Annotated in this window: 8 protein-coding genes, 1 tRNA gene and 2 pseudogenes; 4 read left to right on the top strand and 7 right to left on the bottom strand. The window is 42.5% G+C overall.

Annotated features, from left to right (window positions below; all coding sequences use genetic code 11):
- Both C5470_RS22460 and C5470_RS23935 read right to left on the bottom strand, forming a co-directional pair.
- Positions 1-345, bottom strand: a pseudogene (locus C5470_RS22460) (ISAs1 family transposase); the annotation flags it as partial.
- Positions 343-816: pseudogene (locus tag C5470_RS23935) on the bottom strand (lipase family protein); the annotation flags it as partial. The pseudogenes C5470_RS23935 and C5470_RS22460, both read right to left, overlap by 3 nt.
- Positions 817-1,976: 1,160 nt before the next feature.
- Between C5470_RS23935 and argS the strand changes: the two are divergent.
- Positions 1,977-3,707 carry an arginine--tRNA ligase gene (gene argS, locus C5470_RS09580; protein ID WP_166288201.1) on the top strand — a complete coding sequence of 577 codons (1,731 nt, stop codon included), beginning with the start codon at positions 1,977-1,979 and terminating at the stop codon, positions 3,705-3,707.
- Between the two features lie 77 nt (positions 3,708-3,784).
- On the opposite strand, the gene C5470_RS09575 is transcribed toward argS, so the two are convergent.
- From C5470_RS09575 to rimJ, 3 genes are all read right to left on the bottom strand, one after another.
- Complete coding sequence (locus tag C5470_RS09575) at positions 3,785-4,552, bottom strand: thioesterase II family protein (protein ID WP_166288198.1); 768 nt, start codon at positions 4,550-4,552, stop codon at positions 3,785-3,787.
- Positions 4,553-5,094: 542 nt separating this feature from the next.
- Positions 5,095-6,630: a murein biosynthesis integral membrane protein MurJ gene (gene murJ / locus C5470_RS09570; RefSeq protein WP_166288195.1), complete on the bottom strand. Its 1,536-nt coding sequence runs from the start codon at positions 6,628-6,630 to the stop codon at positions 5,095-5,097.
- Between the two features lie 431 nt (positions 6,631-7,061).
- Positions 7,062-7,646: a ribosomal protein S5-alanine N-acetyltransferase gene (rimJ, locus tag C5470_RS09565; RefSeq protein WP_166288192.1), complete on the bottom strand. Its 585-nt coding sequence runs from the start codon at positions 7,644-7,646 to the stop codon at positions 7,062-7,064.
- 188 nt (positions 7,647-7,834) lie between these two features.
- Here rimJ and mdtH point away from each other — a divergent pair, with 188 nt between their 5' ends.
- A complete protein-coding gene (gene mdtH / locus C5470_RS09560) occupies positions 7,835-9,040 on the top strand; it encodes a multidrug efflux MFS transporter MdtH (RefSeq protein WP_166288189.1) in 1,206 nt (401 codons plus the stop codon).
- Positions 9,041-9,078: 38 nt separating this feature from the next.
- Positions 9,079-9,642: a lipoprotein gene (locus C5470_RS09555; RefSeq protein ID WP_166288186.1), complete on the top strand. Its 564-nt coding sequence runs from the start codon at positions 9,079-9,081 to the stop codon at positions 9,640-9,642.
- A gap of 66 nt (positions 9,643-9,708) precedes the next feature.
- Here the strand turns inward: C5470_RS09555 and C5470_RS09550 are convergent, their stop codons facing one another.
- Entirely contained in the window at positions 9,709-10,248 is a 540-nt protein-coding gene (locus tag C5470_RS09550) for a TorD/DmsD family molecular chaperone (RefSeq protein ID WP_166288183.1), read from the bottom strand.
- Between the two features lie 72 nt (positions 10,249-10,320).
- Complete coding sequence (gene ghrA / locus C5470_RS09545; RefSeq protein WP_166288180.1) at positions 10,321-11,262, bottom strand: glyoxylate/hydroxypyruvate reductase GhrA; 942 nt, start codon at positions 11,260-11,262, stop codon at positions 10,321-10,323.
- A 322-nt stretch (positions 11,263-11,584) separates the two neighbouring features.
- Between ghrA and C5470_RS09540 the strand changes: the two genes are divergently transcribed.
- Positions 11,585-11,674 (top strand) — tRNA-Ser (locus tag C5470_RS09540).
- Positions 11,675-11,729: the final 55 nt, after the last annotated feature.

The raw sequence follows: 11,729 nt of genomic DNA, 5'->3' as shown, positions 1-11,729 counted from the left end.
ATATCCAACAGTTGCCGCCCCATCGCGATTTCCCCTTTTTTGTGCTCCGTGGCTTTTTGACACAAGACCAAGCCATTCTCTGTGTCATAAGCGGTGACAACCTGAAAGGCGTTTTTTGCATCATGGCGGTAGGCCCGGCGCAAGACTTTACCGTCAAAGGCAATGAGGGGTTTCCGCCTGTTCACGCTGCTCATTGACCCAATTCAGTAACGCTTCCAGCAAGGATTCGAGCACGATGGTGCGGAGTATCCTCGCAATGGGATGCCGACAAGGTATTCCGCTGAGAAAAGGACGATATGTCCTCAACCATTTAATTTTAGCATTGCCATATGTTTCAATATCTTCTACATTGACATCACCATCGGCATAAGCCAGCACACTCATCAAACACTGGTTATGTACATTGACAATGGAATACTCTTTCTGATGATGCAGTTGTAAGACCCAAGCCCGAAACGGGCACACTTCCAGTACATAACGTCGATTTAACGGATGAACTTCATAGCCTTTTGGCTCCGGGTTCGAAAAATGATACGGAGGTGGAATATCTTTGGGATCCCATCCTTCAATCACCGGCAACCCATCACTGATCTGCCCGATAGTCACATAGCGATATTGATGGCCTTCGGCTTCACCACCGAAGCCTCTTCACCGCGTATTTCCCGCAACGGACGCTGTTCCATTTCATCCGCCAAAGGTTGAGCAGCGATATACAGTGTTACCGGATGGGGTAACAGCATCTCTTCCCTGAAATTCTACCCAGTTTTTCAAAAACCGCTTACAATCGAAACACAGACGCGGATCGGATATACCCATTGGTTTTATTTCCTTCTTTTAACGTGAATACAACACACGGCCCAGATATAACGCAGTGAAAATCCCATAAGGCTTTCTCATTTAAAACTGAAGAATGTTCACATCAAGTAAATGAAGTGAATATCTCATTGCCAATCGTGAGATATATCCCACACAAGAAGCCGGATAGGCCAAAAGCAAAAGAAACAAACATTAATCAGTTAATCCCTGTTGATAACGACAAAGGGTATCTGATGATATTCTTTCATATTCGACCATATAACAAAGTTTAGACAATAATTATTAAATCATCATCAGAGTGCAAGAACTTATTTGAAAATTTACAAAAGCAAATTGATAATAATACGCTATAAATATAAAAAGAATTCAGGCTTCCATTTAAGCAAAGTATAGGTATCGTTAAATCAGCCAACTGATCAAAAGACCCTGTAAACAAAAAACCTCTAATTCACCCATCTGCCACTAAATTATTATCATAATAAAATCAATTCAACATATTGATTATTAACCAATAATATATTCACCCCACCATCCATTACGATTTATATACCTGGTCATTCCATTAATCATTGAATTACATTCCTGCCAGGAAAAAACCAAATAGGTTAATCACAACATACTCTACGATTATAATGTGGTTCATCATTATGTTATTATTGCATTCATACTGACATTTCTTTTCAAAACATTACAATTTGAAACCCATTTTGTCATTACTTATTAACGATTCAACTAACTCTAATCATAGCCACACCGTTAAATAATCCGTACTGTGTTTTTTTATCATCACAGTAAATATCACCGGTTTATCCCCGCCAATGCGAGGAACTCATTCCTTATTTTTAACAACCAAATCTATATTATATGGTTCATCCCCGTGAACACGGGGAACACATCACAGACAAGCAATATTTTGACCTTTATCTTACAAACTAGTTCTTATTTTTTCTGCTCTTTCGCTAAAATTATTAACGATTTTTTAAGAAAATACATTAACACGTTTTTTGTCTTCTCATCCTATAGCTAAACAGTAACAACAGCAGGGCTTTACTTGATCATGGTATTTGCTATACATTTTTCGTCTTTTTATCCGAATTCGCGTGTTTTTACGGTACTATACTTACTTTATTTCTTCTCATTTCGTAATTTAAGGTAACCAGGTGAATATTCAGGCGATTCTTTCAGAAAAAGTCAGCCAGGCGCTGATTGCAGCAGGTGTTCCAGCCGACAGCGAAGCTCACGTCCGTCAATCCGCGAAAGCGCAATTTGGTGACTATCAGGCCAATGGTGTGATGGCCGCCGCTAAAAAAGTGGGTATGCCGCCCCGACAACTGGCAGAAAAAGTTGTTAGCCTGCTGGATCTGCAAGGTATTGCCAGTAAAGTTGAAATCGCTGGCCCCGGTTTTATCAATATTTTTCTTGATAAAACCTGGATTGCAGCGAGTATCGAAACTGCACTGAAAGATGAGAAATTGGGCGTTACTCCAGTCGAAGCGCAAACTATCGTTGTCGATTATTCGGCACCTAATGTCGCTAAACAGATGCATGTTGGTCATCTGCGCTCCACGATTATTGGTGATGCCGCAGTCCGTACTCTTGAATTCCTCGGCCATAAGGTTATCCGCGCTAACCACGTTGGTGATTGGGGAACTCAGTTCGGTATGCTGATTGCCTATCTGGAGAAAATGCAGAACGAAAATGCCGGTGATATGGCACTGGCGGATCTGGAAGCTTTCTATCGTGAAGCGAAAAAGAACTATGATGAAGATGAAGAGTTTGCGATCCGTGCCCGTGGCTATGTGGTGAAGCTACAAGGCGGTGATGAGTATTGTCGTACGATGTGGCGCAAACTGGTGGATATCACTATGGCCCAGAACCAACAAACCTATGACCGTCTGAATGTCACTTTGACTCAAGATGCAGTGATGGGGGAAAGCCTGTACAACGATCTGCTGCCCGGTATTGTCACTGATCTGAAACAGAAAGGTCTGGCGGTAGAAAGTGATGGCGCAACCGTGGTTTACCTTGATGAGTTTAAAAACAAAGAAGGTGAACCGATGGGCGTGATTATCCAGAAAAAGGATGGCGGCTATCTTTACACCACAACAGATATTGCCTGTGCAAAATATCGTTATGAAACCCTGCATGCTGAACGCGTTCTTTATTATATTGATACCCGTCAACATCAGCATTTGATGCAAGCATGGGCCATCGTTCGTAAAGCGGCCTATATACCAGAAACCATGTCACTGGAACACCATATGTTCGGCATGATGCTGGGTAAAGATGGTAAGCCATTCAAAACCCGTGCCGGCGGCACTGTCAGGTTGACTGATTTGCTAGATGAAGCCATTGAACGTGCCGATAAACTTATCCGTGAGAAAAACCCGGATATGCCAGAAGATGAACTGAAAAAGGTGGTTGAAGCTGTCGGTATTGGCGCAGTGAAATATGCCGATCTCTCCAAGAGCCGTACGACAGATTACATCTTCGATTGGGATAATATGCTCGCCTTTGAAGGCAACACCGCGCCTTATATGCAATATGCCTATACCCGCGTGGCTTCTATCTTCAAACGTGCCGATATTGATGAAAGCAGCCTGACTTTACCGGTTACCCTAAACGAGGATCGTGAACAAGCTCTGGCGACCCGTTTGTTACAATTTGAAGAGACTATCACCACCGTCGCCCATGAAGGTACGCCACATGTTATGTGTGCATACCTGTACGATTTAGCCGGTCTGTTCTCTGGTTTCTATGAACACTGTCAGATCCTGAATGCCAAAAATGAAGCACTGCGCCAAAGCCGCCTGAAACTGGCTTTGCTGACCGCGAAGACACTGAAGCAAGGTCTGAATACATTGGGGATTGAAACAGTAGAGCGGATGTAACCGTATAATCTCTGCTTTCTCTGAAAATTGGCGTGATACAGGCAGATATTGCCTTATCACGCCGATTAAAGTTTGGACTACACAGTCACGGCACCTTCTTGTTTGGTGTTCAACGAAATTCTGGTATGAATGATATTCGCAACCACTTTCGGTATATGCTGGATAAAGAAGTGATCGGAATCGACGAGGTGAATATCAACACCACCACAAGTGTAGTTTTCCCACGCCAGCATATCCTCTTTTGACATAGTTTTATCCTCTCGCCCATGAATCAAAACGAGTTCAGATACACTTTGCCTTTGCCGCAAATAATGTTTCATATGGTAATTAAGCGATAAATCATTACGGATAATAGGAAAAAATATCGCTTTGAAATCTTCATTATTGATGACCTCATCATGCGTTCCACCGTATTTTGCCAACAGCTCACCCAATTGTGCATCAGAAAAATCAAATGGATCTTCTTTAAAATTGGTAATATGCGGAGCGGCTTCTGCGGAGATAAATACGTTTGCCGGAGATTGGTTCTCATTATGTAACCGGTTAGCCAATTCATATGCAAACAAACCGCCGTTGCTGTGCCCAAATAAAGAAAATCGGCTACCATTAATCAGACGTTTCATTTCCCCATGTACAGCCTGCAAAATTTTTTCCATATCCCGGCTTAACGCTTCACCAAAACGACTGCCACCACCCGGCAATTGTAATGCATATACCGCGATATTTTTCGCCAGACAAATACTCAGGCTACGAAAAACTTCTGCCGAGCCACCCGCATAAGGAAAACAAAATAAGATATGATCAATTTTACCTGATTGGACACGACTTAACTTTTCAAACCACATAAATTTTTCCCACTCAATTAAATCTATCAAGGTCAGCAGGTTAATCTATGACTTATGAATAATCCACTGAACACTGGACGATGCCAATTATTTATTTTTAAGATGATTAAATATTCATCTCGGTATTATTTATCTGCTAAAATTAATCCAATAACTGTTCCAAATCGCATTCAGATCAGCTATTTAGTATAACAAATATAGCCCATATGATAATTGTGTTTTATAACAGGATTACTTATATTTTCATGAAAAAACATGACCAGGAACGCACAATTAACTTTTCATTCAGACATTATTAAGTTAAGTGATCATAACATCTGAAATATCACTTAATTATTAATATTTCAACAACGAGAATATATAGCAGGGAGAACTTTATAAAAAATGGAATAATTTACTATATTAAACAATCGATAATGCGATTAGCAGAAACACCATAATAAAATCAAATAAAAACCTTATTATGAAAATTAATATCCCAGCAGTCTCCGAAACTCAAACGCGGCTTGATCCGAGAATAACCGCCGGGATACCTAAACTTACTATAAACCGCGGTGGGCGAAATCTTTCAACCGGAAACCCATCAGCATCAATGCAGCAAAATAACTACCTGCCCCGCCAATAACCACTATCATTAACCGCAACAGACGCATAGCCATATTTCCCTGTTCCCATGCCGGCATTAACCACAAAGTAACAGCTAATACTGCAACCATTACTGCAATTGCCACAATCAGTTTAAATAAGAAAGTGCCCCACCCCACCAGCGGCTTAAAAATATTTTTCTTGCGTAATTGCCAGTAAAGCATACTGGCGTTGAAACAGGCTCCCAAACCGATAGAAAGCGCCAACCCAGCATGTTTCAGTGGACCAACAAAAGCCAGATTCATTAACTGAGTCAGAATTAAAGTCGCAATTGCAATCTTCACTGGGGTTTTAATATCTCCACGGGAATAAAAACCCGGTGCCAACACTTTGACAATAATTATCCCCATCAGCCCGAAACAGTAAGCAATTAATGCCTTCTGAGTCATTGCCGCATCAAATTCAGTGAAATTACCATATTGGAAAAGGGAAACCGTCAAAGGTTTTGCCAGAATACCTAGCGCAATAGCACAAGGCAGTGCCAATAGGAAACAGAGCCGAAGCCCCCAATCCATCAGTTTAGTGTATTCCTCATGATTACCACTGGAAAAACTTTTCGCCAGTGAAGGCAAAAGAATTGTTCCAAGAGCAACGCCCAATACACCGGAAGGCAATTCCATCAAACGGTCAGCGTAATACATCCATGACACAGAACCGGATACCAGAAATGAGGCAAAAATCGTATTAATAATTAATGAAATCTGGCTGACTGAAACCCCAAGGATCGCCGGCCCCATCTGCCGGATAACCCGCCATACGCCACTGTCACGGAAAGAGATACGCGGTAATACCAGCATTCCAATTTTTTTCAGGTGAGGAAGCTGATAGACAAGTTGCAAAATACCGCCGGCAACAACCGCCCAACCCAACGCCATCACCGGTGGATTGCAATAAGGGGCGACAAATAGCGCAAACACAATCATGCTGATATTAAGCAACGTCGGGGCGAAAGCCGGTACAGAAAACCGATTCCAGGTATTTAATATCGCCCCTGCCAGCGAAGCCAGTGATATCAGAAAAATATAGGGAAAAGTAATTCTTAACAGACTTGTTGTCAGAGCAAATTTATCCGCAGCATCGGTAAAACCGGGCGCAGTAATATAAATCATCCATGGTGCAGCTAAAATACCCAGCACCGTAACAACCGCCAGAATTAACGTCAGCATACCGGAAACATAGGCAATAAACGTCCGGGTCGCTTCATCTCCCTGCTGATTTTTATATTCAGACAGAATCGGCACAAATGCCTGAGAAAATGCGCCTTCTGCAAAAATACGGCGCAACAGATTAGGTAATTTAAATGCAACAAAAAAAGCATCCGTTGTTGCACCTGCCCCAAATATACGGGCAATAATGGCATCACGGATAAAGCCCAAAACCCGGGAAAACATGGTCATAGAACTGACCGCAGCCAGCGATTTCAATAAATTCATCGTATTTATCTCAAAATCATGCTCAAAAAAACGCACCAACCGAAGTCAGTGCGTCAAATAAATCAACTCATTGAAGCTGAATTTAATCATTTCTAAGCTGCCTGTACGGCAGTGAACCTTGTTGAATATTAACTTTAATCTCTTGATTATTAAAGAGCAAAATGACAAAAAGGAGAAAAACCCTTTTTTTTAACAGATGCTAATCTCTTAAATAAATCAATAAGTTATAATTAACTGAGAAAAAAGGGTCAAAAATAAGGTATGAGGAAACACCATCTTTCAAGTTACATTTCCCTCCTTCTCTCTACATCTGTTTGTTCATTAATGAGCAAAACCCCCATGATGGGGCTTACGACGAGACTGTAATTTAAGTTCCGCTATAACTTTGTAACTAGGCAGTTCCTTGTTTATCTAGCAGTACAATCTGATCATCAGCTTTTTCCATTCCATTTTTCATCTGTCAGTGCGGTTAATACATGATCCTGCCAAATTCCATTTATCATCAGATATTTCTTTGCATATCCTTCACGCTCAAAACCCAATCGTTCCAACAACTTACCACTACGATGATTATCAGGCATATAGTTAGCCATAATCCGATGCATACCCTGCTGACGCTGCATATAACGAATGGTTGGCTGCAATGCCTCATACATCAGCCCTTTCCCCTGCCATTTTTCACCAAGAGAATATCCCAAATAACAAGCATGAAAAGCACCGCGCAAAATATTACTGAAATTCGCCACACCAATAACTTCATTTTCATTCGGATCAAGCAGCAAGAAATGAAAAGCTGCACTCTGTCTTTGCATTTCCGTGATTAAATTCAATCGGTTTGTCCAACCAGAAGGCTGACAATGGCTGTTATCGCGGGTCGGTTCCCAAGGTTTAAGAAATTCGTGATTTTCTGAATAATACTCAGCTAAACGATAAGCATCCCGCTCGTACACCAAACGCACCACCATTCGTTCTGTTATCAGACGAACCTTCGGTAAAGTGGAACGATAACCAAACATGATTTCTCCCTAGCTATGCCTAATTTATCCATTAAAAATTTAAGTTATTATCTGTAAAATACACCTGACAGCCATCCACTTACGATAAAAAAATATTATCTATAAATCCCTACCCTAACAATTAAATTAAGTACAGAATATAGGAGAATTGTATTATTCTCCTCTTCTTAATATTCCAATGGTGAACAATGTCACTGGTTTCGCAAGCACGTAGCCTGGGTAAGTACTTCTTGTTATTTGATAACTTGTTGGTCGTTCTGGGCTTCTTCGTCGTTTTTCCCTTAATATCAATACATTTTGTTGAACAACTGGGTTGGGCTGCGCTGGTTGTCGGTTTTGCCCTTGGTTTGCGGCAATTTGTACAACAAGGTTTGGGCATTTTCGGTGGCGCAATTGCCGACCGCTTTGGCGCAAAACCGATGATTGTCACCGGGATGCTGTTGCGCGCCCTTGGCTTTGCTTTAATTGCATTAGCCACTGAGCCGTGGATCTTATGGCTTGCCTGCATATTATCCGCATTAGGCGGCACTTTATTTGATCCACCACGGACCGCACTGGTTATCAAACTGACCCGCCCTCATGAGCGTGGCCGTTTTTATTCTCTGCTGCTAATGCAAGACAGCGCAGGTGCTGTTGTCGGTGCGCTGATTGGTAGCTGGCTGTTGCAATATGATTTCCATCTTGTCTGCTGGACAGGTGCTGTTATTTTCGTTTTGGCAGCGGCCTGGAATGCCTGGTTACTACCTGCATACCGGATTTCCACTACCCGTACGCCAATCTGGGAAGGTATGGGACGCGTCATTAAAGATCGCCGCTTCTTCACTTATGTATTGACACTGACCGGTTACTTTATGCTATCTGTACAGGTAATGCTGATGTTCCCAATTATCGTCAATGAAATCGCCGGAACGCCCGCTGCGGTGAAGTGGATGTACGCCATTGAAGCGACACTTTCGTTGACTTTACTTTATCCAATCGCCCGCTGGAGCGAAAAACGTTTCCGGCTGGAACAGCGCCTGATGGCAGGGCTATTCCTGATGAGTTTGAGCATGTTCCCGATAGGTTTGATTGGTGAAATCAATACGCTGTTTGGCATTATCTGCCTGTTCTACCTTGGTACAATCATCGCCGAACCTGCCCGTGAGACATTAAGCGCTTCATTAGCCGATCCCCGCGCCCGTGGCAGTTATATGGGCTTTAGCCGCCTCGGTCTGGCACTGGGTGGCGCTTTGGGTTATACCGGTGGCGGTTGGTTGTATGATACCGGTCATACACTAAACATGCCGCAATTGCCCTGGATCCTGTTAGGCGTTATTGGCTTTATCACGTTGTATGCACTGCACCGCCAATTTAACCAGCGTAAAATTGAATCCGCCATGCTTAGTGGCAGTTAATGATGTAAAATCTGCCCTTCAAAATAAAAGGAGTCAATATGAGAAAATTTTTCTTGGGGGCAGTATTGCTGCTGGCCGGGTTAGTCAGTAGTTGCGATCAATTCAAAGATTTCAGTATCAGCGAAGAGCTGATTAACGGCTATCTGGCGAAACATGTCCATTACCAGAAACAAATTGAATTACATGGTATCGCCAACGCAGATATAGTACTGACAGAACTGTCCAGCCAAATTGGCCGGACAGAACCCGATAAAATAGCATTAACCGGTCAGGCAAAAGTCAATATTGCCTCCCTGCTTGGCCCGGCTAAAGCGGATATGAAGCTGACATTAAAAGCGCAACCGGTATTTGATCCAGAAAAAGGCGCTATTTTTCTGAAAGAATTAGAAATCGTTGATTATCAAATCATACCGGAGAAAATGGAAAAACCGATTAACGCGCTGGTTCCTTATCTGAATAAATCACTCAGCTCTTTCTTTGATATTCACCCCGTTTATGTATTGAAACCGGAGCACAGCAAAGCGGAAGCCGCCGCCAAAAAATTGGCAAAAGGGTTAGAAGTCAAACCTGGCAAATTTGTTATCATGCTGACCGATAAATAATTTTTATCGAGATATTGCAGAAAAGGCAAATAATCGTCAATTATTTGCCTTTTCATCCGTTGCAAACTAAGAATCCAACTCTTCCCGTAACGCCTGCAACGCTTCACGGGTGATCATCGCCAATGTCCGGTAAAAACCGGTTGTTGCGTGGGCTTCCACCTTTCCCAGCAATTGCCCACACCACGGCAGAAGATACTCATCAAACAACATAATTTGCCCCTGAACTTCGTCTTCTGCCGCCTGATCTTCCAGCCATGAAGACGCTAATAACAGAGAACCAAACTGATCAACCGGCCCATGTGACAACGGCATACCGCGTTCAGTCAGAAACTGACGAATATCGTTTTCACTTTCCCCAGTATAGTCAGAACGACAAGCTGGCACACTGGCATCATCACCACAAAACAGCGCAGTATAATCCGTTGTTATTGCCGGCAACTCACAGCTCTGTTGCCAGCGATCCAGCAAAGCATCCTGCTCTAAAGGCCAGGATTGCTTCAATTTACCTTCCACAATCATAGCCAGAAGTGGTTGCAGAACCGGATCTTGTGGCGGGCGGTTAAACAAAGTCCCTAAGATGCGGCAGATCATTGAAAATTCATTCATCTCATTTTCCAAATAAATCGCTATTTTGCCGCTATTGTCCCCAATAACCGACCTTACTGTAAAGAGACACGGTTAATATCCCAGTTTAATATCCACAACACCCATGGGTAATTCACCCTTTTCAATCCGCTGAATATTTTCACTAACCTTATCCATAGCGATATTGGGAATAGTAATAGCAGCAACATGTGGAGTCACCGTTATACGAGGATGAGTCCAGAATGGATGCATTTCCGGCAATGGTTCCTCAGTAAATACATCCAATGAAGCCGCCGCGATATAGCCTTTATTAATCGCTACCAATAGATCATGTTCTATCAAATGAGAGCCTCGTGCGAGATTAATCAGATAGGACTTCGGTTTTAACTGACGAAACAGCGATAAATTCAGAATGCCACGGGTATGCGGTGTATCAGGCAATAAATTAATAAGCACTTTACTGCCAGAGAGAAAATCGCCCAATTGATCTTTTCCGTAAAAACTGTCTATCTTATTAATCTGCTTCGGAGTACGACTCCAGCAGCGTACAGTAAAACCAAACTCAACCAGCGTCTCGGCAACACTGCGTCCCAAAACCCCAGCTCCCAACACACCAATCACAAAATCCCGGCGATCATGTGATTCGAGTTGTTTCCACATTTTCTGCCCTTGTTGCAGCTTATATTCATCCATGCGGCGTAAGTAATGTAAAACCGTTGCTACCGCATACTCCCGCATTTGTAATCCCATACCTGCATCTTCAAGCCGCATTAATGGCACACCGGCGGGCAACATCCCTGGTCTTTGCTGTTCCTGCTTCAAAATGGCCTCTACTCCTGCTCCCAAGGTAAAAATCCCCTTTAATCCGGAGCGATTTGCCAGCATTTCATAGGGAGGCGCCCAAACCATTGCATAATCTGCATGATCATTATCGCCTCGTTTCCATTGACGGATATTAATATTCGGCAGTCGATGCTGCATGCCTTGAATCCACTGAGCGGCATCAAAAAAAGGGTGGTAAAAGATAATATCCATGATTATTTATCCTATTTTATTTTTTATACAGGGTTATCTGATTAATAGCAGGTTACAAGCCCCTTTGTTAATCATCTTTATGAAAATGTTGAGAATGTTAAGTAGTTAACGAATTCATTTTTTTCTTATCAAAAAACTTGCATTGGTTTACTTCAACAACGTCAGATGGGCATCAATTCATCGAATTGACGGTTATTTAGCTAGTTAATCAAAAAACCAACGAAAAGTATTAGAAGAGTGTTGACGCTTGTAATGCTTTTCCCTATAGTAGCGCCCCGTTGCAGCGACGATATCAAACAAAGTTACTGCAAAGAGAAAACACGGTGAGGTGTCCGAGAGGCTTAAGGAGCACGCCTGGAAAGTGTGTATACGTGAAAACGTATCGAGGGTTCGAATCCCTCCCTCACCGCCAGAATTTAAAGAAAAGCTCAGGTTAAACACCTGGGCTTTTTACTTATATATTCCCC

Source organism: Photorhabdus stackebrandtii, assembly GCF_011189495.1.
Lineage (GTDB): Bacteria > Pseudomonadota > Gammaproteobacteria > Enterobacterales > Enterobacteriaceae > Photorhabdus > Photorhabdus khanii.
This window is presented reverse-complemented; position numbering and strand designations above follow the sequence as displayed.

Coding starts and splice junctions, on each gene's coding strand:
- C5470_RS09575 (WP_166288198.1), bottom strand. CDS start 4,552: ATGTGGTTTGAAAAGTTAAGTCGTGTCCAATCAGGTAAAATTGATCAT.
- murJ (WP_166288195.1), bottom strand. CDS start 6,630: ATGAATTTATTGAAATCGCTGGCTGCGGTCAGTTCTATGACCATGTTT.
- rimJ (WP_166288192.1), bottom strand. CDS start 7,646: ATGTTTGGTTATCGTTCCACTTTACCGAAGGTTCGTCTGATAACAGAA.
- mdtH (WP_166288189.1), top strand. CDS start 7,835: ATGTCACTGGTTTCGCAAGCACGTAGCCTGGGTAAGTACTTCTTGTTA.
- C5470_RS09555 (WP_166288186.1), top strand. CDS start 9,079: ATGAGAAAATTTTTCTTGGGGGCAGTATTGCTGCTGGCCGGGTTAGTC.
- C5470_RS09550 (WP_166288183.1), bottom strand. CDS start 10,248: ATGAATGAATTTTCAATGATCTGCCGCATCTTAGGGACTTTGTTTAAC.
- ghrA (WP_166288180.1), bottom strand. CDS start 11,262: ATGGATATTATCTTTTACCACCCTTTTTTTGATGCCGCTCAGTGGATT.